Annotated in this window: 24 protein-coding genes; 8 read left to right on the top strand and 16 right to left on the bottom strand. The window is 64.2% G+C overall.

Annotated elements, in window-relative coordinates:
* Nucleotides 1–98 precede the first annotated feature (98 nt).
* The 3 genes from NKH16_RS32130 to NKH16_RS32120 form a co-directional block, all read right to left on the bottom strand.
* Entirely contained in the window at nt 99–1,328 is a 1,230-nt protein-coding gene (locus NKH16_RS32130; RefSeq protein ID WP_352903503.1) for an amidohydrolase/deacetylase family metallohydrolase, read from the bottom strand.
* A gap of 22 nt (nt 1,329–1,350) precedes the next feature.
* Nucleotides 1,351–1,716, bottom strand: a complete 366-nt coding sequence (locus NKH16_RS32125; RefSeq protein ID WP_352903501.1) for a RidA family protein — start codon at nt 1,714–1,716, stop codon at nt 1,351–1,353.
* Between the two features lie 354 nt (nt 1,717–2,070).
* Nucleotides 2,071–2,499, bottom strand: a complete 429-nt coding sequence (locus NKH16_RS32120) for an Lrp/AsnC family transcriptional regulator (RefSeq protein WP_352474012.1) — start codon at nt 2,497–2,499, stop codon at nt 2,071–2,073.
* 123 nt (nt 2,500–2,622) lie between these two features.
* Here NKH16_RS32120 and NKH16_RS32115 point away from each other — a divergent pair, with 123 nt between their 5' ends.
* Nucleotides 2,623–3,726, top strand: coding sequence for a saccharopine dehydrogenase family protein (locus NKH16_RS32115; protein WP_352903499.1), 1,104 nt, complete (start codon nt 2,623–2,625; stop codon nt 3,724–3,726).
* Between the two features lie 168 nt (nt 3,727–3,894).
* Here NKH16_RS32115 and lpdA read toward each other — a convergent pair whose 3' ends face one another.
* The 4 genes from lpdA to NKH16_RS32095 all read right to left on the bottom strand — a co-directional run bounded on the left by lpdA (nt 3,895) and on the right by NKH16_RS32095 (nt 9,203).
* The gene (gene lpdA, locus NKH16_RS32110; RefSeq protein ID WP_352903498.1) at nt 3,895–5,289 is read right to left on the bottom strand and encodes a dihydrolipoyl dehydrogenase; all 1,395 of its coding nucleotides are present in this window, start codon (nt 5,287–5,289) and stop codon (nt 3,895–3,897) included.
* A gap of 263 nt (nt 5,290–5,552) precedes the next feature.
* Nucleotides 5,553–6,944, bottom strand: a complete 1,392-nt coding sequence (locus NKH16_RS32105; RefSeq protein ID WP_352903496.1) for a dihydrolipoamide acetyltransferase family protein — start codon at nt 6,942–6,944, stop codon at nt 5,553–5,555.
* A gap of 10 nt (nt 6,945–6,954) precedes the next feature.
* The gene (locus NKH16_RS32100) at nt 6,955–7,968 is read right to left on the bottom strand and encodes an alpha-ketoacid dehydrogenase subunit beta (RefSeq protein ID WP_352903494.1); all 1,014 of its coding nucleotides are present in this window, start codon (nt 7,966–7,968) and stop codon (nt 6,955–6,957) included.
* 2 nt (nt 7,969–7,970) lie between these two features.
* Entirely contained in the window at nt 7,971–9,203 is a 1,233-nt protein-coding gene (locus NKH16_RS32095; protein ID WP_254817940.1) for a 3-methyl-2-oxobutanoate dehydrogenase (2-methylpropanoyl-transferring) subunit alpha, read from the bottom strand.
* Between the two features lie 430 nt (nt 9,204–9,633).
* Between NKH16_RS32095 and holA the strand changes: the two genes are divergently transcribed.
* Nucleotides 9,634–10,680, top strand: coding sequence for a DNA polymerase III subunit delta (gene holA / locus NKH16_RS32090; RefSeq protein ID WP_352903492.1), 1,047 nt, complete (start codon nt 9,634–9,636; stop codon nt 10,678–10,680).
* A gap of 228 nt (nt 10,681–10,908) precedes the next feature.
* On the opposite strand, the gene NKH16_RS32085 is transcribed toward holA, so the two are convergent.
* The 5 genes from NKH16_RS32085 to mnmE all read right to left on the bottom strand — a co-directional run bounded on the left by NKH16_RS32085 (nt 10,909) and on the right by mnmE (nt 16,727).
* A complete protein-coding gene (locus tag NKH16_RS32085; protein WP_352491256.1) occupies nt 10,909–11,790 on the bottom strand; it encodes a ParB/RepB/Spo0J family partition protein in 882 nt (293 codons plus the stop codon).
* Between the two features lie 45 nt (nt 11,791–11,835).
* A complete protein-coding gene (locus tag NKH16_RS32080) occupies nt 11,836–12,636 on the bottom strand; it encodes a ParA family protein (RefSeq protein ID WP_084642633.1) in 801 nt (266 codons plus the stop codon).
* Nucleotides 12,637–12,653: 17 nt separating this feature from the next.
* The gene (gene rsmG / locus NKH16_RS32075; RefSeq protein ID WP_352903490.1) at nt 12,654–13,310 is read right to left on the bottom strand and encodes a 16S rRNA (guanine(527)-N(7))-methyltransferase RsmG; all 657 of its coding nucleotides are present in this window, start codon (nt 13,308–13,310) and stop codon (nt 12,654–12,656) included.
* Nucleotides 13,307–15,196, bottom strand: coding sequence for a tRNA uridine-5-carboxymethylaminomethyl(34) synthesis enzyme MnmG (gene mnmG / locus NKH16_RS32070; protein ID WP_352903488.1), 1,890 nt, complete (start codon nt 15,194–15,196; stop codon nt 13,307–13,309). The genes rsmG and mnmG overlap by 4 nt, the downstream gene beginning before the upstream one ends.
* Before the next feature lie 202 nt (nt 15,197–15,398).
* A complete protein-coding gene (gene mnmE / locus NKH16_RS32065; RefSeq protein WP_352903486.1) occupies nt 15,399–16,727 on the bottom strand; it encodes a tRNA uridine-5-carboxymethylaminomethyl(34) synthesis GTPase MnmE in 1,329 nt (442 codons plus the stop codon).
* Nucleotides 16,728–16,785: 58 nt separating this feature from the next.
* Here mnmE and NKH16_RS32060 point away from each other — a divergent pair, with 58 nt between their 5' ends.
* Nucleotides 16,786–18,804 carry a thioredoxin domain-containing protein gene (locus NKH16_RS32060; protein ID WP_352903484.1) on the top strand — a complete coding sequence of 673 codons (2,019 nt, stop codon included), beginning with the start codon at nt 16,786–16,788 and terminating at the stop codon, nt 18,802–18,804.
* Nucleotides 18,805–18,988: 184 nt separating this feature from the next.
* On the opposite strand, the gene rho is transcribed toward NKH16_RS32060, so the two are convergent.
* The 3 genes from rho to hemE all read right to left on the bottom strand — a co-directional run bounded on the left by rho (nt 18,989) and on the right by hemE (nt 21,997).
* Nucleotides 18,989–20,254 (bottom strand): transcription termination factor Rho, encoded by a 1,266-nt coding sequence (rho, locus tag NKH16_RS32055; protein ID WP_023675925.1) that lies wholly within the window; start codon nt 20,252–20,254, stop codon nt 18,989–18,991.
* Between the two features lie 166 nt (nt 20,255–20,420).
* Nucleotides 20,421–20,966, bottom strand: a complete 546-nt coding sequence (gene hemJ / locus NKH16_RS32050) for a protoporphyrinogen oxidase HemJ (protein WP_031211566.1) — start codon at nt 20,964–20,966, stop codon at nt 20,421–20,423.
* A 2-nt stretch (nt 20,967–20,968) separates the two neighbouring features.
* Nucleotides 20,969–21,997, bottom strand: coding sequence for a uroporphyrinogen decarboxylase (hemE, locus tag NKH16_RS32045; protein ID WP_023675923.1), 1,029 nt, complete (start codon nt 21,995–21,997; stop codon nt 20,969–20,971).
* A 401-nt stretch (nt 21,998–22,398) separates the two neighbouring features.
* Here hemE and NKH16_RS32040 point away from each other — a divergent pair, with 401 nt between their 5' ends.
* The 5 genes from NKH16_RS32040 to dnaQ all read left to right on the top strand — a co-directional run bounded on the left by NKH16_RS32040 (nt 22,399) and on the right by dnaQ (nt 26,253).
* Nucleotides 22,399–23,217 carry a pyruvate, water dikinase regulatory protein gene (locus NKH16_RS32040; protein WP_352453668.1) on the top strand — a complete coding sequence of 273 codons (819 nt, stop codon included), beginning with the start codon at nt 22,399–22,401 and terminating at the stop codon, nt 23,215–23,217.
* A gap of 197 nt (nt 23,218–23,414) precedes the next feature.
* The gene (locus NKH16_RS32035; protein ID WP_352458815.1) at nt 23,415–24,014 is read left to right on the top strand and encodes a Maf-like protein; all 600 of its coding nucleotides are present in this window, start codon (nt 23,415–23,417) and stop codon (nt 24,012–24,014) included.
* Entirely contained in the window at nt 24,007–24,849 is an 843-nt protein-coding gene (locus tag NKH16_RS32030) for a shikimate dehydrogenase (RefSeq protein ID WP_352903482.1), read from the top strand. Before NKH16_RS32035 ends, NKH16_RS32030 begins: the two co-directional genes overlap by 8 nt.
* Nucleotides 24,846–25,448: a dephospho-CoA kinase gene (gene coaE / locus NKH16_RS32025; RefSeq protein WP_352453665.1), complete on the top strand. Its 603-nt coding sequence runs from the start codon at nt 24,846–24,848 to the stop codon at nt 25,446–25,448. The genes NKH16_RS32030 and coaE overlap by 4 nt, the downstream gene beginning before the upstream one ends.
* Nucleotides 25,449–25,533: 85 nt before the next feature.
* On the top strand, nt 25,534–26,253 hold the full coding sequence (gene dnaQ / locus NKH16_RS32020; protein WP_352458814.1) for a DNA polymerase III subunit epsilon: 720 nt from the start codon (nt 25,534–25,536) through the stop codon (nt 26,251–26,253).
* Nucleotides 26,254–26,449: 196 nt separating this feature from the next.
* Here the strand turns inward: dnaQ and NKH16_RS32015 are convergent.
* A partial coding sequence (locus NKH16_RS32015) for a GIY-YIG nuclease family protein (RefSeq protein ID WP_502911774.1) occupies nt 26,450–26,607 on the bottom strand: 158 nt, incomplete at its 5' end.

Below are 26,607 nucleotides of genomic sequence, written 5' to 3'. Positions count from 1 at the left end.
GTTCCCATCAGCCATCGCATCAAGAAATGCGCCTGGAACGACGACTATCTCATCAATGCCATCACTCATATGCGATAGCCCTGCCTCGAGGGGGGAGATCACCCACGCCCGAAATGCCGGCTCGCCACCTCGACATGCGTGTCGTGCGCATGCGCTTCGAAGCGTTCGGTCTCGCCGAGATCGTCCACCGCCTCGTTCGGCCACCAGCTGCCGCCGACCACGATTCCGTCCGAGACCAGCCTTTGCTCGGCGACCAGCGAGGCGCCGACCGAATCGACAAAGGTGAAGCGGCCCGGACGCAGCCGCAACACCGCGATGTCGCCGACCGCACCCACCGCAAGCCTGCCGAGATCGGGCCTGGCGATCGCTTCGGCAGGGCGCTGCGTGGCGGCGCGCAGCACCTCGACCAGCGGCATACCGAGCGCCAGCAGCTTCGACATGCAGACCAGAATGTCGAAGGCCGGCCCGTCGACGCAGTAGAGATGCACGTCGCTGCTGATCACGTCCGGCGCCAGCCCCTCGCTGAGCATCGCTTTCGCCACTTCGAAATCGAACGAGCCCATGCCGTGGCCGATGTCGAAGATGACGCCGCGCTCGCGCGCCAGCCGCATATCTGGCCGCACCGCCCCCGAGGCGAAGACCGGCGCGTTGGGAAACGGCCGGAAGCAGTGGGTGAGGATGTCGCCCTTGCGCAGCCGCGGCAGCACTTCCGAGCGGCCCGGCGGCGGCTCGTCTATGTGCGCCATTAGCGGCAGGCCGGCCTTGTCGGCGGCTTCGAGCGCGAGATCGACCGGCGCGATGCCGCTGGTGCCGCCGGCATGGCGACCCGAGCGGACCTTGACGCCGACAACCACGTCCGCGTGCTCGCGAGCCGCCGCTACCGCCTCGCGCGGTTCGCAGAGCCGGAGGTCGCTACACTCGCCGACCGCCACGGTCTGCGAGAAGCCGAATATGCCGGCAAAGGAAATGTTGACGTAAGCCAGAATACGGACCTTCGAGCGCTGGATGACGTGGCGGCGAAAGCCGAGGAAATTGCCGGCGCCGGCGCTTCCGGCATCGATGAAGGTGGTGGTGCCGCTCTTTGCGGCGAGCCGGTCGGCATCGACGCCGAGCGACGTGCCGCCCCAATAGACATGGCTGTGCAGGTCGATCAGGCCGGGCGCGACGATGGAGCCCGTGGCGTCGATGACGCGGGCTGCTCGTTCGAAGGGGATTTCGGCGTCGATGGCGGCGATACGGCCGTCGGCAATCGCCAGATCGCGCTGCGCGTCGAGGCCGGACGCCGGATCGATGAGGCGGCCGCCTTTTATCAGGAGATCGAATTGCATCGCGCCTGTCTCCACTTTCCCGTCAGGCCGGCCTGTAGGCAACGGCCTCGACCTCGATCTTGATGTCGATCATCAGCCGCGACTCCACTGTCGTGCGCGCCGGCGGGTCTTTCGGGAAATGCCTGGCATAGACGGTGTTGAAAATGCCGAAATCGCGGGCGTCTTCGAGCCAGACCGTCGTCTTGACTACGTCGTCGAGGGTACAGCCGGCCAGCACCAGTGCCGCCTTGACGTTCGACAGCACCTGCTCGGTCTGTTCGGCGATGCCGCCCTTGACCACCAGCCCGTCTGTGCCGACCGGCACCTGGCCTGAGACATAGACGAAATCGCCGGCCCTGACCGCCGGCGACAACGGCACATGGGATTTTCCAAAACACTGCTTGGGCAAGGAGGCCTCCTCTGGAAATCGTTGCGTGACAGCGCGACTTGTCAGCTTGGCGCGAGAGGACGCGGCCTCTCTGCGAGTCTCATCCAACATCTTCGAAGCCTATATCGCTTTGCCGCGAGAGCGCCAGAACGATCACTGCGCTCGGTGATCCTTCGCGCCCCCCTCTGCCCTGCCGGGCATCTCCCCCACAAGGGGGGAGATCGGACGTCACCTTGGCTTTCGCCAATCTTCACCGTCGTAGGAATGAGCGGAGCGCCGAAGCTGCCGATCTCCCCCCTTGTGGGGGAGATGTCCGGCAGGACAGAGGGGGGCGCTGTCCCGCCAGCGTCTCTGGACCCGCGTCGTCAGGCCCGCTCAGCGGTCGATCCGCGTCGACAGGATGATCGACGACGACGTGCGCTCGACTCCGTCCATGGCGCCGATCTGGTCAAGAAGCGTGTCGAGATCCCTGATCGACGGCGCCTCGACGATGACGATCATATCGAAATTGCCGCTGACCGAGTGCAGCGTGCGAACCGGTGCCAGCGCCTGCAGGCTGCGCACCACCTTGTCGGCAAGCTTGGGGGTGACGGTGAGCAGGACATGCGCCCTGACCAGCCCCTGCTCGTAATCCGGCGACAGCCTGACGCCGTAGCCGGCGATGATGCCGCGCTGTTCCAGCCGCTCGATCCGGCTTTGCACCGTCGTTCGTGAGACGCCGAGCCGCCGCGCCAGTTCGGCGGTCGAGGCGCGCGCATTGGTGCGCAGCAGGGAAAGCAGAGCCTGGTCGGCATCGCTGAGCATTTCGACGAACCTTACCGGCACATTGCCCAAAGAGAGGTTGCGTTTCGTACAATCTCACGCTTCCTTTCGACAGGCAAGCTGCGATTCTAACCGTGAATTTAGCATTGGTGCGAGGGACCGGTCATGAAGGAAATCATCGTCGTCGGCGCCGGCAAGATCGGCTCGACCATTGCCGAGATGCTGGCTTCCACGGGCGACTACCATGTCACGCTCATTGACCGCTCGGCGGCGCAGCTCGGCGCGGCCGAACTGTCTGAAACGGTCGAGACGCTGGAACTCGACATCGAGGCCGCCGGCACCCTCGAAGCGGCCTTGGCCGGCAAATTCGCGGTGCTCAGCGCCGCGCCTTTCCATCTGACCACGCGCATCGCCGAGGCGGCGGCCAGCGCCGGCGTGCACTATCTCGATCTGACCGAGGACGTCGTCAGCACCAGGCGGGTCAAGGAACTGGCGCGTTCCGGCAGCAGCGCCTTCATCCCGCAATGCGGTCTGGCGCCGGGCTTCATCTCGATAGTTGCCAACGATCTCGCCAGCCGCTTCGACACGCTGGAAAGCGTGCGCATGCGGGTCGGCGCGCTGCCGCAGTACCCGTCGAATGCGCTGAACTACAATCTGACCTGGAGCACCGACGGCGTCATCAACGAATATTGCGAGCCTTGCGAGGCGATCGTCGAAGGCGAGCTGATCGAAGTGCCGCCGCTCGAGGAGCGTGAAGAATTCTCGCTCGACGGCGTCACCTATGAGGCGTTCAACACCTCGGGCGGGCTGGGCACGCTGGCCGAAACGCTGAAGGGCAGAGTGCGCACGCTGAACTACCGCACCATCCGCTATCCCGGCCATGCCGCGATCATGAAGGCGCTGCTCAACGACCTCGGCCTGCGCCACCGCCGCGACGTGCTGAAGGACATTTTCGAAAGCGCCCTGCCGGCGACGCTGCAGGACGTGGTCATCGTCTTCGTCACTGTCAGCGGCCGCAAGAACGGCCGCCTGCTGCAAGAGACCTACGCCAACAAGATCTACGCCAGGCGCGTCGGCGAAACGGTGCGCAGCGCCATCCAGATCACCACCGCCTCCGCCATCTGCGCGGTGCTCGACATGCTGGCCGACGGGACCTTGCCGGCGAGAGGCTTCATCAAGCAGGAGGACATCGCGCTCGACGCGTTCCTGGCCAACCGCTTCGGCCGCGCCTATGCGCAGCACGAGATGGTTAGCCGGCTTGCGGGGTGAGCTGCGTAATCTCCCCCCTCGAGGGGGAGATGTCGCCGAAGGCGACAGAGGGGGTCGCCTCGCGTAGAGCGCCAACCTCCATCTGTCGCAAGGGAGGTCGCATCCAGTCGAACCGACCCCCTCTGGCCTGCCGGCCATCTCCCCCTCAAGGGGGGAGAGCGCGAGCCCTCAGACATGCAGCGCATGCCCCAGCGCCTTCAGCGCCGCTTCCTGAAAACCCTCGCCCTGCGTCGGATGGGAATGGATCGTCCCGGCGATGTCCTCCAGCGTCGCACCCATCTCCAGCGCCAGCCCAAACGCAGTGGACAGCTCCGACACGCCCTGGCCGACGGCCTGGATGCCAAGCACCAGATGGTTGTCCGCCCGCGCCACTACCCGGACGAATCCGTCCTCGCCCAACTTCGTCATCGCCCGGCCATTGGCGGTGAAGGGAAACAGTCCGACCTTGATCTCGCCACGGATCTTGGCCTCCTCCGGCGACAGGCCTGCGGTGACCAGCTCCGGATCGGTGAAACAGACAGCCGGGATCGCTCGTCTGTCCCAGCTGCGCTTGTGGCCGGCGACGATCTCGGCGACCATTTCGCCCTGCGCCATGGCCCGGTGCGCCAGCATCGGCTCGCCGGTGACGTCGCCAATGGCAAAGATACCACGCATCGAGCCGCGGCACTGGTCGTCGATGCGGATGAAGGGTCCGGCCATGTCGAGGTCGATCTGCTCCAACCCCCAGCCTTCGGTCACCGGCTTGCGACCGACCGTGACCAGCACCTTGTCGGCGGCAATCTTGCCGTTCTTGCCGCCATTCGTCTCGACCAGCAGCGCGTCGCGCTTAGTGGACAGCCCCTTGGCCTTGGCGTTCACGAGCACCTCGATGCCGAGTTCGGCCAGCCGCTTCACCACCGGCCGGGTCAGTTCCGCATCATATTGCGCCAGCACGCGCGGCAACGCCTCGACCACGGTCACCTTGGCGCCCAGCTTGGCAAAGGCGATGCCGAGTTCCAGCCCGATATAGCCGCCGCCGACCACCGCCAGCCTCTCCGGAACTTCGCTCAGCGCCAGCGCCTCGGTCGACGAAATGACCGGCCCGCCGAACGGCAGCGATGGCAGCTCGACCGGCGCCGAGCCAGTCGCTATCACCACCGTTTCGGCTCGGATCACCTGCATGCCGATCTCGGTCTCGACGGCAACGGTCTTGCCGTCGCGAAATGTCGCCCAGCCATGCACCGTCTTCACGCCAGCTTTCTTCAGCAGGCCGGCGACGCCGTTGTTCAGCCGGCTAACGATGCCGTCTTTCCAGGCAATGGTCGCGGCGAGATCAAGCGACGGTGCCGCGACCGTTATGCCGAGTGGGCTTTTGCCGCCGGCCATGTGCGAGAGCTTTTCGAACTCTTCGGCTGCATGGATCAGCGCCTTTGACGGGATGCAGCCGACATTGAGGCAAGTTCCGCCCGGTTTGCCTGCCTCGACGATCACCGTGTCGATGCCCAGCTGCCCGGCGCGGATGGCACAGACATAGCCGCCCGGACCGGCGCCGATGACCAGCAGCTTGCAGGAGATTTCCTTCATGTCAGCTGCGTCCTTTCGGGGATAAATGCCCCACCATCCGGCCGCTGCGCGCCTTTCCTTCTCCCCCTGTGGGAGAAGGTGGATCGGCGCGTAGCGCCGAGACGGATGAGGGGTGTTGGACGGAGTGCGGTAGGTGCCAAGCTGGAGCACCCCTCATCCGTCGCCTTCGGCGACACCTTCTCCCACAAGGGGAGAAGGGGGAGCCAGCGTCCCGGCGCCCCATGCTGCCGGGCGAGGGGGCCTTTGCGACCGTTCTCATCTCCTCAGTCCACAAAAATCAGCGCCGGCGTCTCCAGCAGCGTCTTGATCCGCTGGATAAACACCGCCGCGTCCCAGCCGTCGATGACGCGGTGGTCGAAGCTGGAGGACAGGTTCATCATCTTGCGCGGGATGAACTGGCTGCCGTCCCATACCGGCCGCACCATCATCTTGTTGACGCCGACGATCGCCACTTCCGGATGATTGATCACCGGCGTCGTCGCCACGCCGCCCATGGCGCCCAGCGAAGTGATGGTGATGGTCGATCCCGAGAGTTCGTCGCGCGTCGCCGTGCCGGATTTTGCCGCCTCGGCCAGCCTGACAACCTCGGCTGCACAGTCCCAGATGTCGCGCGCCTCGGCGTGCTTGACCACCGGCACCATCAGCCCGGAAGCCGTCTGCGCGGCGATGCCGATGTGGACGCCGCCATGCTGGTGGACGATGCCGGCTTCGTCGTCGAACAGTGCGTTGACATTGGGCTGGTCGGCGATTGCCTTGACCATCGCCCGCATCAAGAACGGCAGCAGCGTCAGCTTCGGCCTGTCTGCGCCCGGCCGCTTCTCCTTGTTGAGCGCGGCGCGCAAATCCTCGAGCGCGGTGACGTCGATCTCCTCGACATAGGTGATATGCGGGATGCGCGACCTGGCCAGCGTCATCTTCTCGGCGATCTTTCGCCTGAGCCCGACTATCTTGATGTCCTCGACCGCCTCGTTGCGGGCAAGGCCGGAAACCTTGGCGAGCCGGGGTCCGCGCGCCAGGAAAGCCTCGATATCCTCGTGCCGGATGCGCCCGGCCGCGCCGGTTCCCGGGACCTGCCGAAGGTCGATGCCGGCCTCTTTCGCCCTCAAGCGGACGGCCGGCGAGGCCAGTGGCTTTTCGCCCTCGGGGCGCGGCGCACCGACCGGCACTATACCCCCGAAAGCCGGCGCAGTACCCCCACCCCTAACCCCTCCCCACAAGGGGGAGGGGGACTCCGTATCCGCCGTTCGTGCGCCCTCGGTTCTTGGCACATGCCCGACCAAGGGCGAGCTGGACCTGGCTTCGGCTTTGGCGGCCGAAGCTCGTCCCCCTCCCCCTTGTGGGGAGGGGCTAGGGGTGGGGGTAGGTGCCGCCTCACCCTCCGCCGATTTCGCGCCTGCGTTCACATTACCCTCGCCCGCCACCTTCAACCTGACAATCGGCGAGCCGATCGCCACCGTGTCGCCGATCTCGGCGCCCAACCAGACGATCTCGCCATCGACGGGCGACGGAATTTCGACCGTCGCCTTGTCGGTCATGACAGCGGCAAGCACGGCGTCCTCGCGCACGAGATCGCCGACCTTGACCTGCCATTCGACGAGCTCGGCCTCGGCGACGCCTTCGCCGACATCGGGCAGCTTGATGACATATTCGCCCATCGTTCCCTCTTCAGGCTTCCATCGTTTCGACCAGCGCGCGGCCTAGCCGGGCAGGACCGGGAAAATAGTCCCACTCCTGCGCATGCGGATAGGGCGTGTCCCAGCCGGTGACCCGCGCCACAGGCGCTTCCAGATGATAGAAGCAGCTCTCCTGAACCAGCGCCGAAAGTTCGGCGCCGAACCCCGATGTCAGCGTCGCCTCGTGCACGACCACGCAGCGCCCGGTCTTGTTGACCGAGGCGACGATCGTCTCGAGATCGAGCGGCAGCAGTGTCCTCAGATCTATGATCTCGGCATCGATGCCGGTCTCCTCGGCTGCCGCCTGGGCGACATAGACCATCGTGCCATAGGCAAGCACGGTGACCGCCGCACCCGGCCGTCGGATCACCGCCTTGCCGAGCGGCACCGTGTAATGGCCGTCGGCAACCTCGCCGAGCTCATGTTTCGACCATGGCGTTACCGGCCGCTCGTGATGACCGTCGAAAGGCCCGTTATAAAGCCGCTTCGGTTCCAGGAAGATCACCGGGTCCGGATCCTCGATCGCCGCGATCAGCAGGCCCTTGGCGTCATGCGGGTTCGAGGGCACCACGACCTTCAGGCCGGAGACGTGGGTGAACAGCGCCTCCGGGCTCTGGCTGTGGGTCTGGCCGCCGAAAATGCCGCCGCCGGTCGGCATTCTCACGACGATCGGGCAGGTGAAATCGCCGTTCGACCGGTAGCGCAGCCGCGCCGCTTCCGAGACGATCTGGTCATAGGCTGGATAAACATAGTCGGCAAACTGCACCTCGACGCAAGGCTTCAGCCCGTAGGCGGCCATGCCGATGGCCGCGCCGACAATGCCGGATTCGCTGATCGGCGCATCGAAGCAGCGGCTCTTTCCGTATTTCGCCTGCAGGCCTTGCGTGCAGCGGAAGACGCCGCCGAAGAAGCCGACATCCTCGCCGAACACGATGACTTGGCTGTCGCGCGCCATCGACACGTCCATGGCGTCGCGGATCGCCTCGATCATGGTCCGCCGCGGCATGGTCAGACCCCTGCCTGTTGGCGCTGGCGCCTGAGATGCGGCGGCATCTCGGCATAGACGCCCTCGAACATGTCGCGCGCCGAGGGCTTGCCGCCGGCATGCAGCGTGCCGTGGCGCTCGGCCTCCCGCTGCGCCGAAATCACCGTGTCGAGGATTTCCGCCTCGGCCTGGGCGTGGCGCTCGTCCGACCAGACGCCGCGCTGGATGAGATGGTTCTTCAGCCTGACGATCGGGTCGCCGAGCGGCCAGGCATCGGACTCGGCCTTCGGCCGGTAGGCCGACGGGTCGTCGGAGCTCGAATGGGCGCCGACGCGGTAAGTGACGTATTCGACCAGCGTCGGCCCGAGATTGCTGCGCGCCCGTTCCGCCGCCCATTTGGCCACCGCATGGACGGCGAGATAGTCGTTGCCGTCGACGCGCAGCGACGGAATACCGAAGCCGAGCCCACGGGCGGCAAAAGTACCGGAGCCGCCGCGGGCGATGCCCTGGAAGGTCGAGATCGCCCACTGGTTGTTGACGACGTTGAGCACGACCGGCGCCTTGTAGGTCGAGGCGAACACCAGCGCCGAATGGAAGTCGGACTCGGCGGTCGAACCGTCGCCGATCCACGCGGCGGCGATCTTTGAATCGTTGCTGATTGCCGAGGCCATCGCCCAGCCGACCGCCTGGATGTACTGCGTCGCCAGATTGCCGGAGATAGAGAAGAAGCCGTGCTCCTTCGATGAATACATGATCGGCAATTGCCGCCCTTTCAGCGGATCGGCCTCGTTCGAATAGATCTGGTTCATCATCGTGACCATCGGGTAGCCGTCGGCGATGAGCAGGCCGGCCTGCCGATAGGTCGGAAAATTCATGTCGCCGCGCGACAGCGCCTTGCGGAAGGCGCAGCTCACAGCCTCTTCGCCGAGATGCTGCATGTAGAAAGAGGTCTTGCCCTGGCGCTGTGCCATCTGCATGCGCGCATCGAAGCTGCGCAGCGTCATCATATGGCGCAGCCCCTCCAGCAACTCGTCGTCCGAAAGCAGCCCTGCCCACGGCCCGACCGCCTCGCCGGCGCGGTTGAGCACGCGGATGATCGAGAAGGCCAGATCGCGGATGTCGCGCGGGTCGACGTCGATCTTCGGGCGCGGCACCGAGCCAGCTTTTGGAATGCTCACATTGGAGAAATCCGGCGTCCCGCCCGGCCGCACTTCCGGTTCCGGAACATGGAAGCGCAGCATTCCGGCATCGGCCATGATCTCGGTCCTCCACTGTTGCCCGGCCAGGATACTTGCACACCGCCAGACCAGTGCCAATTCGTCGGGCGCGGCTTCGCTGCCGCTGGCTGCTGCCCGCGGCCGACAGGATGGAGATATGTCGGCGAAATTTCTTGTCGATCTTCCGCGCCGGCGCGCAATTTGGGAGATGATTGCGCCGGGTTTCCCGCCAGATAAGGCAATGCGTCGGGTTGGGCGGCGCGAGCACCTCCTTCTCCCCTTGTGGGAGAAGGTGGCCGAGCGAAGCTCGGTCGGATGAGGGGTGTTCCAGCTTGGCACCAACAGCGCTCCGGCCAGCACCCCTCAACCGTCTTGGCGCTGCGCGCCAATCCACCTTCTCCCACAAGGGGGAGAAGGAAAGGAGGGCGGCGCCGTTCACCCCGCGCCCGCGTCATGCTAATCAGCGCCCATGGCACAAAAGAAAGCATACGAGGTCGATGCATGGCTCGCGAAGCCGGATCCGCGCGTCTCGATCGTGCTGCTTTACGGTCCCGATCGCGGGCTGGTTGCCGAGCGGGCAAAGGCCTTTGCCGGCAAGACCGGCCTGCCGCTTGACGATCCGTTCTCGGTCGTCAGGCTGGACGGTTCGGAAGTCGATCGCGACGAGGGCCGCCTGCTCGACGAGGCGCGCACCGTGCCGATGTTTTCGGAGCGGCGCCTGCTATGGGTGCGCAACGCCGGCGCTCAGAAGGCGCTTGCCGACGACGTCAAGGCGCTGACGTCGGAGCCGGCGCGGGACGCCATCATCCTCATCGAGGCCGGCGACCTGAAGAAGGGCGTCGGCCTGCGCGCCGTGGTGGAGGCGGCGGACAATGCCATGGCTCTGCCTTGCTACGCCGATGAGGCCAGGGACATCGACACGGTCATCGACGCCGAACTGCGCAAGGCCGGCATGTCGATGACGCTGGAGGCGCGGCAGGCGCTGCGCCGCAATCTCGGCGGCGACCGGCTGGCCTCGCGCGGCGAGATCGAGAAGCTGGTGCTTTACGCGCATGGCCAGGCCGAAATCGGCCTCGACGACGTCAAGGCGACGTCTGGCGATGTCTCGGGCCTCTCCTTCGACGCGGCGATCGACGCCCTGCTCGAAGGCAGGATCGCCGACTTCGACACCGCCTTCACCCGCCATTGCCAGTCCGGCGGCCAGCCCTTTCTGGTGCTGTCATCGGCGATGCGGCAGTTGCAGGCGATCCAGGCGATGCGCGGCCTGATGGACGCCGGCGGCCGCAATGCCGCTTCGGTCGTTGCCGCGGCGCGCCCGCCGGTGTTTTTCTCCAGGCGCAAGCTGGTCGAGAAAGCCCTCGAACGCTGGAGCAGCGAGGCGCTCGGCCGCGCCCTCAACCGCCTGCAGACGGCGGTGCTGCAGACACGCCGGCGGCCGGATCTGTCGATCGCGCTGGCACGCCAGGCCCTGCTCGGCATCGCCGCGGAGAGCGCCAGGCTGGCGCAGCGCACCTGATCTCCCCCCTTGAGGGGGAGATGTCGCCAAAGGCGACAGAGGGGGTCACAGCGCGTAGAACACCAGCCCCTTCCGCGACGACAGAGGAGGTGGCGCTTGAAATTTGACGACCCCTTCTGGCCTGCCGGCCATCTCCCCCTCAAGGGGGGAGATTAACTACTTCGACGATTTCGCCAATCACCGCACGGCAGCAAAAATCTTATTTGCCGGCTAATTTTAGCAACCTACCTACTCCCGCTTCAGCCTTCGGCAAAGCTCGTCGAGCTGCTCCAGCGTCCGGTAGGCGACGCTGATCACGCCGCCGCGCTGGTTGTGCTCGATCGTGACAATCATGCCGATCGTGCTGGTCATCAGCCGCTCCAGCGCCAGCGTGTCGGCATCCTTTTGCGGCGGTGCGGCGGGCTGGCGTTTTGCCGACGGCGCGCCGACCGGCAGCTGCGCCAAGGCCTCGGCCTGGCGCACCGAAAGCCCCTCATCGATGATCCGCTTGGCAAGCCCGGCCGGGTCGTTGGCCGTCACCAGGGTACGGGCGTGGCCGGCAGAGAGCGCCCCGTCGACCAGCATGTCGCGGATGACGTCGGGCAGCTTGAGCAGTCTCAACGTGTTGGCGACATGGCTGCGACTCTTGCCGATCACCTGGCCGAGATCGGCCTGGGTATAGCCATGGTCGTCGATCAGCTGCTGGTAGCCGAGCGCCTCCTCGACCGGGTTGAGGTCGGTGCGCTGGACGTTTTCGATGATCGCCAGTTCGAGCGCCGTGCGATCGTTGACGTCGCGCACGATAATCGGGATTTCGGTCAGCCCGGCGCGTTGCGCCGCACGCCAGCGTCGCTCGCCGGCGATGATCTCGTAGCGGCCCGGCTGGGTTTTCGACGGCCGCGCCACCACCGGCTGCACCACGCCATGTTCGCGGATGGACTGGGCGAGGTCGGTCAGGTCGGCGTCGCCAAAATGCCGGCGCGGGTTTTTCGGGTTAGGGCTGAGGAACTCGATCGGCACCTTGCCGTCGGCCGCCAACCCCGGCTTTTCCGGTGCCGCCGGGCGATCGATTTCGCCGATCAGGGCCGCCAGTCCCCGTCCCAGTCTTTTCCTCGAAGGGTCTTCGTTCATCGTCCGTCCAGATCGTTTCGGTATCGAATCGCTTGTTGGTTACTGCTAGGCGGCACGCAATTTGCGCTCGCGGCGGATGACTTCCGAAGCAAGCTGCAGATAGGCCTGGCTGCCCGAACATTTGAGGTCGTAGAGAATCGCCGGCTTGCCGTAGGATGGCGCCTCGGAAACGCGGACATTGCGCGGGATGACGGTTTCATAGACCTTGTCGCCCATATGCGCCCGCACATCCTGCACCACCTGGTTGGCGAGATTGTTGCGCCCGTCGAACATGGTCAGCACGATGCCCTGGATCGTCAGGTCGGGGTTGATCGAGCGGCGCACCTGCTCGACCGTCTCCAAAAGCTGGCTCAGGCCCTCCAGCGCGAAAAACTCGCACTGCAGCGGCACCAGCACCGAATCGGCCGCAGCCATCGAATTCAGTGTCAGCAGGTTGAGCGACGGCGGGCAGTCGATCAGCACATAGCCGAAATTGGCCGAGCGCTCAGCCGAAGCCCGCAGAGCGTTGCGCAGCCGCAGCACCCGATCCGGCGCCGAGGCGATTTCCATCTCGATGCCGAGCAGGTCGAGCGTCGACGGTACGATCGACAGGCCAGGCACCGCCGTCGGGATCGCCGCCGCTTCGAGATCCAGCTCGCCGGTCAGCACATCATAGGACGAGACAGTCCGGTCGCGCCGGTCGATGCCAAGCCCGGTGCTGGCGTTGCCCTGCGGGTCGAGATCGACGATCAGCACCTGTTCGCCTATGGCCGCCAGCGCGGTGGCCAGATTGATGGCGGTCGTCGTCTTGCCGACGCCGCCCTTCTGGTTGGCGACGGTGATGATTCGGGGGCCGTTCTTCATCATGGGTCTATGCCAGAAATTCATTTGGGTCGCCGGTCACAAGCAGGGTGCTGTCGCAAGTCGGATACTTCGAGAATGACGCCCTGCGCGTCGGTTGCACTGGCATGTTCTACCAGATCGAAAGACCATCGTTGAGCGCTTTCTGCCACTTCGGCGCGGTAATCCCGGCCTTTGTGAAACAGGCCGCGCGACCCCTTGGTCAGCCACGGTGCCGCCAGGTCGAGCAAGTCGGGCAGCGAGGCGAGTGCCCTGGCTGTGACGATTTGCGGTGCAGGAACAAGAGGATAGCTGTCTTCGATGCGGCGCGCGATAACCTTGGCGGGCAGGCTGAACTGTCCGATGACCGCTTGCAGGAACGATGCTTTTTTCCGGTTGCTTTCAACCAGGTCGATACCGGCGCCGTCCCGCTCGGCAAGCAAAAAGGCCAGCACAAGGCCGGGAAACCCACCGCCGGAGCCGAGATCGACCCAGCGCTTCGCCTCTGGTTTGATTCGCGCCAGCTGCGCGCTGTCGAGGATGTGGCGGCGCCAGACATCGTCCTGCGTCGATTGCGCGGCCAGATTGATCCGGCGGTTCCATTTCTGGAAGACGGCCTCGAACTCGACCAGGCGATCGAATGTTTCACGTGAAACCGGGCCCGCTGCCGCCTGCAGGTTTGCCCAGGACGCTGCGCTCACGCGACCTGCTTTCGCGCGGCCGCCTCGGCATTGCGGACATGGGCGACAATAATCGCCAGCGCGGCCGGCGTCATGCCTTCCATGCGTTGCGCATCGGCAATCGAGCGCGGCTGGCGTGCCAGCATCTTCTGCTTCAACTCGTTCGACAGGCCGGGAACAGAAGCAAAGTCGAGCGATTTGGGAATAAGCCTGCTCTCCTCATGCCTGATCTGCGAAACATCGGCCTGCTGCCGGTCGAGATAGACAGAATATTTGGCTTCCGTTTCAAGACGTTCGGCCGTTTTGCTGTCGATCGCCGCGAAAGCCGGCTCGATTCGCGCCAGCCAGGCGATGTCGACGCCGGGATAGGCCAGCAGCTCATAGGCCGAGCGGCGGACGCCGTCCCGGTTGATTTCGAGCCCATGGCGCGCCGCCTCATTGGGGGTCATGGTGGTGCCGAGGGCGAGCTGTCGCGCCTTCTCAAGGTCTTGCATACTATTGTTGAACCGCTGCATCCGCTCCGGCGAGGCAATCCCCAGCCTTATCGCCAGTGGCGTCAGCCGCTCATCGGCGTTGTCGGCTCGCAGCGATAGCCGGAACTCGGCCCGCGAGGTGAACATGCGGTAGGGTTCGGCAATGCCGCGGCTGGTCAAATCGTCGACCATCACGCCGATATAGGCTTCGGTGCGGCTGAGCACGATTTCCTCGCTCGCCGACGCCTTGCGCGCCGCATTCAAGCCGGCAAGCAGCCCCTGCGCGCCGGCCTCCTCGTAGCCGGTGGTGCCGTTGATCTGGCCGGCGAGGAAAAGGCGGGCGATCCGCCTGGTTTCCAGCGTCGGCTTGAGCTCGCGTGGATCGACATGGTCATACTCGATGGCATAGCCCGGCTGCAGCATGGTTGCCCGCTCCAGCCCCGGAATGGTCTTCAGGATGTCGAGTTGCACGTCCTCGGGCAGCGAGGTCGAAATGCCGTTCGGGTACACCGTGTCGTCGTCCAGCCCTTCCGGCTCCAGAAAGATCTGGTGGCCTTCGCGGTCACCGAACTTGACGATCTTGTCTTCGATCGACGGGCAATAACGCGGCCCGACGCCTTCGATCGAGCCCGAATACATGGCCGAGCGGCCGAGATTGGCGCGAATCAGCTCGTGCGTCGCATTGGTCGTTCGGGTAATGCCGCAATGGATCTGCGGATTTTCGATGCGATCGGTCAGCAGCGAGAACGGCACGGGGTCCTCGTCCGCCGCCTGGCTCTCCAGTGACGCCCAATCGATCGTCCTGCCGTCCAGCCGCGGCGGCGTGCCGGTCTTCAGCCGCCCGAGCTTGAAGCCGGCGCGGCTCATCGTCGCCGACAGGCCGATGCTCGCCTGCTCGTTCATGCGGCCGGCGACGATCTTCTTCTCCCCGATATGGATCAGCCCGCGCAGAAAAGTGCCGGTCGTCAGCACGACGGCGCCGCAGGCGAGCCGGCTTCCATCCGCCAGCAGCACCGCCGCGATGCGTCCGTCGTCGATTTCCCCGTCGTTGATTTCGAAATCCAGCACCTCGCCTTCGATGACATCGAGGCCTGCCTGCTGGCGGATTGCCGCCTGCATGGCGAGGCGATAGAGTTTTCGGTCGGCCTGTGTTCGCGGACCACGCACGGCTGGCCCCTTGCGGCGGTTGAGCAGGCGGAACTGGATGCCAGCGGCATCGGCGACGCGCCCCATCAGCCCGCCCATGGCGTCGATCTCGCGAACCAGATGGCCCTTGCCGAGGCCGCCGATCGCCGGATTGCAGGACATCACGCCGATCGTGTCGAAGCGCAGCGTCACCAGCGCGGTCCTGGCGCCAGCCCGCGCGGCCGCACTAGCCGCCTCGCAACCAGCATGACCGCCGCCCACCACCACCACATCATAGTGATTGGTCATTTGTATATTCCGATTCAAATCCGCCGACACATGTGCCCGTGAGCCTGCACTGTCAAGGACACCGACTAGTCGTTTCACGTGAAACGATTCCGTCTGCGTTCATCGCTACGTGTTTCACGTGAATCATCACCGGCTTCCCCCCACTAAGCGAGCAAGCTAGCGACACGCCCGCATCTCGGTACTTGGCAATGTTTCACGTGAGTCATTTGCCGATACAGAACTGCGAAAAGATAACGTCCAGCATATCCTCGACATCGACCGCCCCGACGATGCGTCCAAGCCGATCCGCCGCCAGGCGCAGTTCCTCGGCCCGTAGCTCCTGCCCGCGATCACCACTGACCACTGCTGCGAGCAGGAAGCGTTTCGTCTCGTTGAGCAGCTCGACGTGCCGCAGCCGCGACGGCAGGACATCGCCGGCCTTGCCGATCTGGACTGCGGCACGACGCCCGATCTCGTCCAGCAGTTCGGCCAGACCCGTGCCGTCCCGCGTCGAGATAGCGAAATCATAGTGCACCGCAGGCGAGGGCGATTTACCCCCCAGCAGGTCAATCTTTGTTCCAACTCTCAGCGCCTGAATGTCGCCCGGCGGCACACCGATTGCGATTGGCTCCGCCAGATCCTCAAGCAGCAACAGCAGATCGGCGCTGTGCGCCTTGGTCCTGGCCTTCTCGATGCCGATCGCCTCTATCTTGCCGGGCGCCTCGCGCAGACCGGCGGTGTCGGTTACCCTGACCCGCACCCCTTCCAGGTCCAGTACCACCTCGAGCAGGTCGCGGGTCGTGCCCGGCTCGTCGGTGACGATGGCCGCTTCGCGCCGCGCCAAGGCGTTGAACAGGCTGGACTTGCCGGCATTCGGTGCGCCGAGGATTACCACTTCGAACCCGTCGCGGATGATTTCGGCAGCGCGGAAGCCGGCGACGTGGCGCTCGATTTCGTCGATCATGGCCCGGACATCGGACCAGACCGTATCAGCGACCGAGCCCGGCACGTCATCCTCGTCGGCAAAGTCGATCTCGGCCTCGATCATCGCGCGGGCGTGGATCAGCCGTCGGCGCCAGCCCAGATAGACTTCGCTCTGCACGCCTTGGGCGTTGTGAACGGCAAAGCGCCGCTGCGCCTCGGTTTCAGCGTTGATGAGATCGGCCAGCGCCTCGGTTTCGACCAGATCGAGCTTGCCGTTGAGAAAGGCGCGGCGGGTGAATTCGCCAGGCTCGGCATGCCTGACGCCGTCGAAGGAGGCGATCGTTTCCAGCATCCTCGCCACAACGGCGCGCCCGCCATGCACATGGAACTCTGCAACGTCCTCGCCGGTAAAACTGTCGGGGCCGGCAAAGAAGACGACCAGGCCGCTGTCCAGCACCGATCCGTCGAGCGCCCGGAACTTGCGATAGGTGGCAACGCGGTTTGGCACCTTCGATCCAGCAATCGTTTCGACAGCGAATCGACTCTGCGGCCCGGAAATCCGGATCACCGCAATGCCGGCCGGCAGGCGCCCGCTCGACAGCGCCACGATGGAGTCTTTTGAAATCATTTGCCCGCTCTGCCGAAGCGCCCTAGCTATGCCTGTTCAATCCGCATCGAGTAGTGCCGTGACATTGCCTGCACAAAACCTGCTTGCCGAAGAGGCCAGCCCCTATCTGCAGCAGCACAGCGGCAATCCCGTGCACTGGCGGCCATGGTCGCCCGCCGCTCTGGCCGAAGCAAAGGTGCTGCAGCGTCCGATCCTGCTCTCTGTCGGCTACGCCGCGTGCCATTGGTGCCACGTCATGGCGCATGAGAGCTTCGAGAACGACGACGTCGCCGCCGTCATGAACCGTCTCTTCGTCAATATCAAGGTCGACCGCGAGGAGCGCCCCGACATCGACCAGATCTACATGGCGGCGCTGTCCTCGATGGGCGAGCAGGGCGGCTGGCCGCTGACCATGTTCCTGACCCCGGACGGCAAGCCGTTCTGGGGTGGCACTTACTTTCCGCGCGAAGCCCGCTACGGCCGGCCGGGTTTCGTCCAGGTGCTGGAGGCGGTTGACAAGGCTTGGCGGGAGAAGAAAGAAAGCGTTAACCAGAGTGCCGACGGCCTGACCACGCATGTCGAGACGCGGCTGGCGGGCAGCCATGGCAAGGCCGTGCTCGACCGCGGCATGCTGGCGAACCTCGCCAATGGCATTGACAGCATGATCGACCGCGATTTGGGCGGTCTGCGCGGCGCGCCGAAATTCCCCAACGCGCCGTTCATGCAGAGCCTCTGGCTGACCTGGCTGCGCGACGGCACCGCATCGCACCGCGACGCCGTTCTCCTCAGCCTCGAAAAGATGCTGGCCGGTGGCATCTATGACCATATTGGCGGCGGACTCAGCCGCTACTCGACCGACGCCGAATGGCTGGTCCCGCATTTCGAAAAAATGCTCTACGACAATGCCCAGCTCATCCGCTTGTGCAATTGGGCCTATGCGTCAACCGGCGAGGAATTGTTCCGGCTGCGAATCGAAGAGACCATTGCCTGGCTGTTGCGCGAAATGCGAGTCGAGGGCGATGCCTTCGCCGCCAGCCTTGATGCCGATAGCGAGGGCGAGGAGGGGTTGTTCTACACCTGGAGCAGGGATGAGCTAGAAGCAGCCCTTGGCGACGATTCAGCATTGTTTTTCAAATACTTCACGCTTGCCGACCCGCATGGTTGGGAAGGCAAGCCGATCATTTGCCAGACTGATGCTCAACAGGCGCAGAGCGTCATCGATCGTGACCTTCTGGTTCCGCTCAAGCAAAGGCTGCTGGCAGCGAGGGAACAGCGCGTGCGGCCCGGGCGTGACGGCAAGGCCCTGACCGACTGGAACGGCTTGATGATCGCAGCCCTTGCCGAGGCCGGACGGTCGCTTGGCCGATCCGACTGGATCGAAGCGGCGGCAACGGCCTTTGGCGCAATTGCGGCTGCCGGACGTGACGGCCGCCTGCCGCATTCGATGCTCGGCGCAAAGAAGCTGTTTCCGGCTCTGTCGAGCGACTATGCCGCCATGGCCAACGCCGCCATCTCACTGTTCGAGGCGACCGGCAATCCCGGCTACATCGATCGCGCCGGGAACTTCATTGAGCAACTCGATCTTTGGCACCGGGACAGCGACAAGACCGGCTACTATCTGACCGCGTCCGACAGCGCGGATGTGCCCATCCGCATCCGCGGCGATGTCGACGAAGCCATTCCTTCCGCTACCGGCCAGATCATCGAGGCTCTGGTCCGATTGTCGTCGCTTTCGGGCGATCTCGATCTCTGGGAAAAAGCCTGGACAGTCGCAGAGCACGCGGGCGGGCGGGCGGAGCACCAGGGCTATGGCCAGGCGGGTATAGTCAATGCCTGTGCCTTGGCGCTTGAACCGCTGAAGCTGGTGATCGTGGATAGACCGGAGAATACAAGGCTTGTTCCGGTTGCGAATCGAAATCCAGACCCGCGCCGGGTGGACATCGTCGTGCCTGTTGGCTCGGCGACAAATCTGCCGGCCTTGCCAGGCGGCGTCCTGCCGCCAACGGCCGAGCCCGGCGCCTGGCTCTGCACGGGGCAGGTCTGCCTGCCGGTGGTAATGGAAGCCGATGAGCTGGAAGGGATGCTGCGGCGCGGATAGGTGAGGGAATGCGGCACGGCCTTCCCTTCTCCCCTTGTGGGAGAAGATGGATTGGCGCGCAGCGCCAAGACGGTTGAGGGGTGCTGGACGGATCGCCGTCGGTGCCAAGCTGGAACACCCCTCATCCGACCGAGCTTCGCTCGGCCACCTTCTCCCGCAAGGGGAGAAGGAAAGGGCACCCCGCTTACGTATTCATCGAATCGAAGAAATCCGCGTTGGTCTTGGTCTGCTTGAGCTTGTCGATAAGGAACTCGATGGCGTCGGTCGTTCCCATCGGCGCCAGGATGCGGCGCAGCACGAAGATCTTCTGCAGGTCCTGGCGCGGAACCAGCAGGTCTTCCTTGCGGGTGCCGGATTTGAGGATGTCCATTGCCGGATAGATGCGCTTGTCCGCCACCTTGCGGTCGAGCACGATTTCCGAATTGCCGGTGCCCTTGAACTCTTCGAAGATGACCTCGTCCATGCGGCTGCCGGTATCGATCAGCGCCGTGGCGATGATGGTCAGCGAGCCGCCTTCCTCGATATTGCGGGCAGCACCGAAGAAGCGCTTCGGCCGCTGCAGCGCGTTGGCGTCGACACCACCGGTCAGCACCTTGCCGGATGACGGCACGACGGTGTTGTAGGCGCGGCCGAGGCGGGTGATCGAATCCAGCAGGATGACGACGTCACGGCCGTGCTCGACCAGGCGCTTGGCCTTCTCGATGACCATTTCGGCAACCTGGACGTGGCGCACCGCCGGTTCGTCGAAGGTCGAGGACACCACCTCGCCCTTCACCGAGCGCTGCATGTCGGTGACTTCCTCCGGCCGCTCGTCGATCAGAAGCACGATCAAATAGCATTCCGGATGGTTGGTGGTGATCGAATGGGCGATGTTCTGCAGCAGCACCGTCTTGCCGGTGCGCGGCTGCGCCACGATCAACGCGCGCTGGCCCTTCCCGAGCGGCGCCACCAGGTCGATGACGCGCGCCGAAATATCCTTGGAGGTCGGAACCTCCATCTCCATCTTCAGCCGCGAGGTCGGATAAAGCGGCGTCAGATTGTCGAAGTGGATTTTGTGGCGGATTTTTTCCGGGTCGTCGAAATTGATCGTGTTGACCTTGAGCAGCGCGAAATAGCGCTCGCCCTCTTTCGGGCTGCGGATCGGCCCTTCGACCGTATCGCCGGTCTTCAGTGAGAACCGCCGGATCTGCGACGGTGAAATATAGATGTCGTCGGGACCTGGCAAATAGTTGGCATTGGCGGAGCGCAGGAAGCCAAAGCCGTCCTGCAGCACTTCGACGACGCCGTCGCCGATGATCTCGATATCCTGGGTCGCCAGCCTCTTCAGGATCGCGAACATCAGCTCCTGCTTGCGCATGACGCTGGCGTTCTCGACCTCGAGCGATTCCGCATAAGCGATCAGCTCTGGCGGTTTCTTGTTCTTGAACTCTGTGAGTTTCATTTCTTGCATCATTAGACGGACTCTGAGTAAGCTTTGGGAAAAATATCGGCGGGATGCGACAAATGCCGGGCGCGGCCGAAGCGATAAATGGGCGGCGCATGACGGGAAGGAAGACCCGTCTTTTATCGTCGGTCGGTTGAAAGAGCAAGCCGCCTTTTGCGGGCAACCGAAGACGTCAGAACGGTTTCACGATAACCAGGACGACGATGACGATCATCAGCAATGTAGGGATCTCATTGACGATCCGCCAGTGCCTTGCCGATTTTTCATTGCGGTCTTCGGCAAATTTCCGGACGGCGCCGGCGAGATAGCCATGCACGGCCGACAGGCCAACCACCGCAGCGATCTTGGCATGCAGCCAGCCGCCTTGAAAACCAAAGCCTTTCCAGGCGAGCCACAGGCCGAATGCCCAGGTGATCACCATTGCCGGATTGATGATGCCGCGCAGCAGGCGGCGCTCCATCACCTTGAAAGTCTCCGACTGGACGGAGCCTTTTTCGGCATCGGCATGATAGACCAGCAAGCGCGGCAAATAGAGCATGCCAGCCATCCAGGAGATGACGGCAATCACATGGATCGCCTTCGCCCAGGGATAGAAATCATCGGGCCCGAACAGCAACAGCAGCCCGGCCAGCACCAGGAAAATGGCGATCGCGATTGCCGCGCGGCGCATCGCGCCCTTACCGGTGTTGGTGCCGTTCGCATTGTCCGCGCCCATCATCGTCACGATGCGCTCCGCACCAGCTTGACCATCCGCTCGACATGAGCGAGCGGCGTCTCCGGCGTGATGCCGTGGCCGAGATTGAAGATCAGCGGCCCGTCGCCCAGCGCCTTCAGGATCGCCCCCACGCCGTCGTCAAGCGCCTTGCCGCCGGCTACAAGCCGCAGCGGATCGAGATTGCCCTGCACGGCGCCGTCACGCTGCAATTCCTTCGCGGTCGACAATGGCACGGTCCAGTCGAGGCCCAGCCCGGTCACGCCGGTCTTCTGGCGATAGCTTCGATAGTGATCTCCCGCGCCCTTGGGAAAGCCGATGATCGGAACATTGGGATGGGCAGCCTTCACTTGCCGGACGATCGAGGCCACCGGCTCGACGCAGAACAACTCGAAAGACGCTTCGTCGAGTACGCCTGACCACGAATCGAAGATCTGCACCACGTCGGCGCCGGCCTCGATCTGGCGGATCAGATAGGCAGCCGAATGATCGGCGAGCACCTTCAGCAGCCTAAGAAAGGCCGCCGGCTCGCGATAGGCGAACAGCCTGGCCGGCGCCTGGTCGGGCGTACCATGGCCGGCAATCATGTAGGTCGCCACCGTCCAGGGCGCACCGCAGAAGCCGATCAGCGTCGTTTCATCAGGCAGTCTGGCGCGCAACCGCCGCACCGTCTCGTAGACCGGCTCGAGATTCACGTGAAACGTTTCGCCGTCGAGAGCCGCAATTTCCGCAGCCGTGATCGGCGTCAGCAGCGGGCCGCGTCCTTCCTCGAAGCGCACGTCGCGGCCGAGCGCATGCGGCACGACAAGAATATCGGAAAACAGGATCGATGCGTCGAAGCCGAAGCGTTCGATCGGCTGCAGCGTCACTTCGACGGCGAGATCCGGGTCGTAGCAAAGATCGAGGAACGATCCGGCCCGTCTCCTCGTCTCCCGGTATTCCGGCAGATAGCGGCCGGCCTGGCGCATCATCCAGAGCGGCGGCGGAAACGCCGCTTTGCCTCTCAACACGTCCAGCACGATCCGGTCTTGAGGCATTGAGCGCTCGCCTTTCCAGGCTTCCCTATAATTAAATATTCTATTTTTAGGAATCTTATGATTCTAAGAGTCTGTTGGTTGTGGTGGTTGCCTCCTGTCCCGCTTTGCCCTCGAAAAGACCAGCCAGCATATTGTCGCGCGCTTCTCCAGCGGGATTGCAGGACTTTGTGGAAAACCGGGAATTTACGACTGGAGTCAATGCGTTGCCGCCAGGCCAGGGAAATTGCCCCTGTGGATGAAGCGAAGGCAAAAAGCTCCGTCCCCGGACTTGTCCCCAACCGCCCGGAGAAGCCGACAGCACATCGAATTGTGGACAAACCGCCATCTGATACAGTCGCTTTGCGGTGGCCGAGTTTTCCGCCCGGCTTATCCACATCGGCCCACAGCCTGGAATGTATCCTGTGAACAAACCGCAGAGCTTCTTTCACCTTCATCTGATTTCAGACGCCACCGGCGAAACGCTGCTGGCCGCCGGCCGCGCGGCTTCCGCGCAATACAAGGATGCGCGCGCCATCGAACATATCTACCCGCTCATCCGCACCGAAAAGCAGGTGACGAAGGTGTTCGAGGACATCGAGGAGGAGCCGGGCATCATCCTCTACACGGTGGTCGACCAGAAGCTTGCCCGCGGTATCGACGAACGCTGCGCGGCCATGGGCCTGCCTTGCGTCTCGGTGCTGGAGCCGGTGCTGACGGTGTTCCAGTCCTATCTCGGCACGCCTGCCGGCCGACGCGTGGGCGCCCAGCATGTGCTGGACGCCGAATATTTCCGCCGCATCGACGCGCTCAACTTCACCATGGAGCATGACGATGGTCAGCTGCCGGCCAATATGGATGATGCCGACATCGTGCTCGTCGGCATCTCCCGCACCTCGAAGACGCCGACCAGCATCTATCTCGCCAATCGCGGCATCAAGACCGCCAACATTCCGATTGTGCTCGGCGTACCGGTGCCCGAAACCCTGGTCAATGCCAGGAGACCGCTGATCGTCGGCCTGGTCGCCACCGCCGAACGCATATCGCAAGTCCGGCAGAACCGCATTCTCGGCACCAGCGCCTATGAGCCGACCGATTATGTCGACCGCGCCGCGATCGCGGAAGAGCTCACCTATGCCCGCCAGATATGCACGCGGCATGGCTGGCCGATGATCGACGTCAGCCGCCGTTCGATCGAGGAGACGGCGGCGGCCATCGTTGCCCTGCGCGGCAAGACGCGCTAGGGTTTTGGGCGCTTGTGCTGTGGGTGGTCCTTACCTTCTCCCCTTGTGGGAGAAGGTGGCCGAGCGAAGCTCGCTCGGATGAGGGGTGTTCCAGCTTGGCATCACCTGCACTCCGTCCAGCACCCCTCAACCGTCTTGGCGCTGCGCGCCAATCCACCTTCTCCCACAAGGGGAGAAGGAAAGATCAGGCGAAAAAAATGGCTGAAAAAATCATCCTTGCCTCGGGCAGCCCGTTCCGCAAGGCGCTGCTCGTCAATGCCGGCGTCACTGTCGAAGCGGTTCCGGCTTCTGTCGATGAGCGCGCGCTCGAGGCGCCGCTGCAGAATAGTGGCGTGTCGCCGGAGGACGTCGCCCTGGTGCTTGCCGAAGCCAAGGCCACCGACGTCAGCGAGCGCAAGCCCGGCGCCCTGGTGCTCGGCTGCGATCAGACGCTGTCGCTCGGCGACGAGCTGTTCCATAAGCCGGCCGACATGGAAGGAGCGCGCCGTCATCTGCTGGCGCTGTCGGGCAAGACGCATCATCTCAACAGCGCCGTCGTGCTCGGCCGTGACGGCCAGGTTCTGTGGCGGCATGTCGGCATCGCCAGCCTGACCATGCGCAAGCTCGATCCGGCCTTCATCGGCCGCCATCTTGCGCGCGTCGGCGCCAAGGCGTTGTCCAGCGTCGGCGCTTACCAGATCGAAGGCGAAGGCATCCAGCTGTTCGAAAAAATCGAAGGCGACTATTTTACTATTGTCGGCCTGCCACTTTTGCCGGTGCTGGCCAAGCTGCGTGAGTTCGGGGCGATCGATGGCTGAGGCCACGAAAAAGGCGTTTGTCACGGGCCACCCGATCGCGCATTCCAGGTCTCCGAAGATCCACGGCTACTGGCTGGCGAAATACGGTATCAGCGGCGTCTACGAGGCCATCGACGTTGCACCGGAGGCGTTTGCCGAATTCCTGCAGACGCTGCAGGCACAAGGCTATCGCGGCGGCAACGTCACCATCCCGCACAAGGAAGCCGCCTTCGCTTTGGCCAAGCGGCGTGACGCCGACGCCGAACAGATCGGTGCGGTCAACACGCTGTGGTTCGAGAATGGCGAATTGTGGGGCGGCAACACCGATGCCCATGGCTTTGCCGCCAATCTGGACGAATATGCACCGAGCTGGGCGGCCAACGGCCGCGCCGTGGTGCTCGGCGCCGGTGGCGCCGCTCGCGCGGTTATTCATGCGCTGAAGCAGCGCGGCGTCAGCGACATCCGCATCGTCAATCGGACGCTTGCGAGGGCGCAGGAGCTGCGCGACCGCTTTGGTGCCGGCGTCTCCGCCCATGGCTTGGCGGCGACCGGCGAATTGCTCGAAGATGCCGGCTTGCTGGTCAACACGTCAGCGCTCGGCATGCATGGCAATGAAGGCCTGTCCGCCGATCCCCGCAGACTGCCGGACGGCGCGATCGTCACCGACATCGTCTACGTGCCGCTGGAGACGGCGCTCCTTGCCGCGGCCAAAGCGCGCGGCCTGAGAACCGTCGATGGGCTCGGCATGCTGCTGCACCAGGCGGTGCCCGGCTTCGAGCGCTGGTTCGGCACCAGGCCGCAGGTCACCGCCGAACTGCGGCAAATGATCATCGCCGATATCGGCGCGATAAAATGATCGTGCTCGGCCTCACCGGATCGATCGGCATGGGCAAGTCGACCACCGCAAAGATGTTTGCCGAGGCCGGCGTGCCGGTCCATGATTCCGACGAGGCGGTGCATCGCCTCTATGCCGGCCAGGCCGCCCCCATGGTCGAGGCGGCCTTTCCCGGGACCACCCGATCCGGTGCGGTCGATCGCACAAAGCTGGCCGAACGGGTGCTCGGCGACGCCGCCGCCCTGAAACGTCTGGAAGCGATCATCCATCCGTTGGTCCGTGCCGATGCCGATGCCTTCCTGGCTGAACATCGTGCCGCCGGCGCGCCGCTTGCGGTGCTCGATATACCGCTGCTGTTCGAGACCGGCGGCCGTGATCGCGTCGACAAGGTCGTGGTCGTCACCGCGCCGCCTGAAGTCCAGCGCGCCCGCGTGCTGGCGCGCCCGGGCATGAGCGAGGAGAAACTGGCGTCGATCCTGGCCAGGCAGGTTGCCGACGCCGAAAAGCGCCGGCGCGCCGACTTCGTCATCGACACCGGCCAGGGCTTTGATGCGGCGCGCGCGGCTGTCAATGCGATCGTCGCCGAACTAGTCGGGGATAAGGCAGCCAGGCCTGGTTAAGAGGCTTGCAGCCCGCTTTACCTGTTGCCATTTTGTTCCAGGTGTGATTCGGCTAGAATGATGCCGGAACCAGTGGACTGATTCGATGCGTGAGATCATCTTCGATACGGAAACCACCGGCCTCGACACGCGCGAGGACCGCGTCATCGAGCTTGGCGGCGTCGAGCTGGTCAACCGCTTCCCAACCGGCCGAACCTTCCACAAATACATCAACCCGCAAGGCCGCCAAATCCATCACGAGGCGCAGGCCGTGCACGGCATCAGCGCCGCCGATCTTCAGGGCAAGCCGACTTTCATGGAGATCGCCGAGGAGTTTCTGGCCTTCATCGACGGCGCCAAGCTGGTCGCGCACAATGCCGGCTTCGACATCGGCTTCCTCAATCTCGAATTCGGCCGGCTTGGCCATCCGGCCATCGATCCGGGACGGATCGTCGACACGCTGGCGCTGGCGCGCCGCAAGCATCCGATGGGCCCCAATTCGCTCGATGCGCTCTGCCGCCGCTACGGCATCGACAACGGCCGCCGCACCAAGCACGGCGCGCTGCTCGATTCGGAATTGCTGGCCGAGGTCTATATCGAGCTCATCGGCGGCAAGCAGGCAAGCCTCATCCTCGACAGCATCCTGACTCCGGCGGGCGGCAGGCAGAATGTCGACGACATCGATATTTCGATCGGTGTGCGGCCGATCGCCTTGCCCTCGCGCCTGACCGATGCCGAGCGCACCGCGCACGCGGGCATGGTTGGCACATTGGGCGAAAAGGCGCTCTGGCTGCGCGTCCCCCCGGAAGCGAGTTCCGCCGCATAGTGATTTTGACAGGTTGCGGTCATCGGCAGCGAACGTCGATAGTTCCGTTCAGTGGCAAATCGCAAACCTTGGAGATTGGCTGAAATATCCCTCCAATTCGTCATCCCAGGGTGGAGCAAGGAGCAAAGCGACGCGGCGCAGACCCTGGGATCCATGCCGTTACCACGCGGCAGTGCGCCTGCGGACCAGAACCGAACTACCACCCCGTTCCGCGAAAAAGCTCGAACAACTCTGGATTGGTCTTCTCGATCAGCTCGATCTTCCACTGCCGCGGCCAGCGCTTCAGCGACTTCTCGCGCTGAATGGCGTCACGAATGTCGAAATGTTCCTCGTACCAGACCAGGCGCTGCACGC

The sequence above is a fragment of the Mesorhizobium sp. M1307 genome, from assembly GCF_040318155.1.
GTDB lineage: Bacteria > Pseudomonadota > Alphaproteobacteria > Rhizobiales > Rhizobiaceae > Mesorhizobium.
This window is presented reverse-complemented; position numbering and strand designations above follow the sequence as displayed.